This window comes from Blautia caccae, assembly GCF_040095955.1.
Lineage (GTDB): Bacteria > Bacillota > Clostridia > Lachnospirales > Lachnospiraceae > Blautia > Blautia celeris.
The window spans coordinates 1-1,591 of sequence record NZ_JBBMFP010000066.1 but is presented as its reverse complement, the minus strand read 5'-3'; the positions used below and the strand labels follow the sequence as shown (position 1 = coordinate 1,591).

General features: G+C 39.3%; 1 protein-coding gene. It reads left to right on the top strand.

From position 1 onward, the window contains the following. Positions 1 to 1,591: Ig-like domain-containing protein (locus tag WMO65_RS26100; RefSeq protein ID WP_349064853.1), on the top strand; the 1,591-nt coding region annotated here is incomplete at both ends.

The following is a 1,591-nucleotide window of genomic DNA, read 5'->3' as shown; positions in this document are numbered from 1 at the left end:
ATCCAATCTGGTTCCCGCTGGTGGTACCGGCATTCAGATGGCGGATACACAAGAAATGCCTGGGAAAAGATAAATGGAAAATGGTATCATTTTGACGGCAGCGGCTGGATGCAGACCGGATGGTTAAAACTGGGGGCTACATGGTATTACCTGGAAGGTTCTGGATCTATGGCAACAAACCAATGGGTTGGTGATTATTACTTGACTGGCAGTGGTGCTATGGCAACAAACCAATGGGTCGGTAATAAATGGGTAGACCAAAATGGTAAATGGGATAAATCAAAGAAAAAAGAAGTCCCATTAAAATCCATTAAATTTAACAAAGATAAATTAACGCTTACCGAAGGGGAAACATATAGCTTAAATATTATCTATAATCCCACAAATACCACGGTGAAAAAAAATACAGAATATAATATAAGTAATTCATCTGTTATCAGTAAAAAAACCGGTAATAATAAAGGGATAACCCTTATTGCAAAAAAACCAGGAACAGCTACAGTAACAGTAAAAATAAACGGGAAAACTGCAAAATGCACAGTGATTGTAAAGAAAAAGGAAGTTCCACTAAAAGCTATTAAGTTAGACAAAAGCAATCTGGAACTTGCTGAAGGCCAGAGTTCCCAGTTAAAAGTATCCTATAACCCGACAAATACAACCGCAGACAAAAAAGTCACCTGGTCTTCCAGTGACGAATCCATTGCCACTGTCAAAAATGGACTTGTTACTGCTGTTTCAGAGGGTACTTCAACTATTACTGCCACAGTTGGAAATTTCTCGGCATCATGTAATATTAAAGTATATCAGCCTATTCCTTTGGAAAGTATTTCTCTTTCAGAGGAAAACCTGAATTGGGATATCACCCGTCAAGGTGACATACAATTGACTGTTAATTACGCTCCCGCTAATACAACCGTAAATAAAAAAGTCACCTGGTCTTCCAGTGATGAAGATATTGTCCATATTGCTACATCTGGACAATATAAGGAAACTGCTTTGATAACAGGTCGTAAACCCGGAGTAGTAACCATTACCGCAAAAGTGGGTGATAAAGTAACTACCTGCATAATTAACTTTACGGCATCATTAGACCATTGGTATTTAAGTGCCAATGAATTAGAAATGAACGTAGGTGACAAGGAACAAATAGATACAATTTTTGTTCCGGATTATACAACCGCAGACAAAAAAGTCACCTGGTCTTCTAGTGACGAATCCATTGCCACTGTCGAGAATGGACTTGTTACTGCTGTTTCAGAAGGTACAGCAACTATTACTGCGACAAATACCGATGGCTCAACAAATACGTGTAATATATATGTTTCCATTCCACGGATACCTGCCGAATCTTTGTCCATTGACAAAGAATATGCTATTATCAACGTCGAGCAACAAGAGACGCTTACTGCATCCTATGGTCCAGATAATACCACAGATACATTATCATGGGTTTCTTCCGATGAATCTGTAGCCACCGTGGATGATGGAGTCGTTACAGCTATAGCATCTGGTTGCTGTACTATCACAGCCTCCATTGGTAACTTAACGGCCTCCTGTAATGTGAATGTCCCCTATTACTTTGGTGACCAAG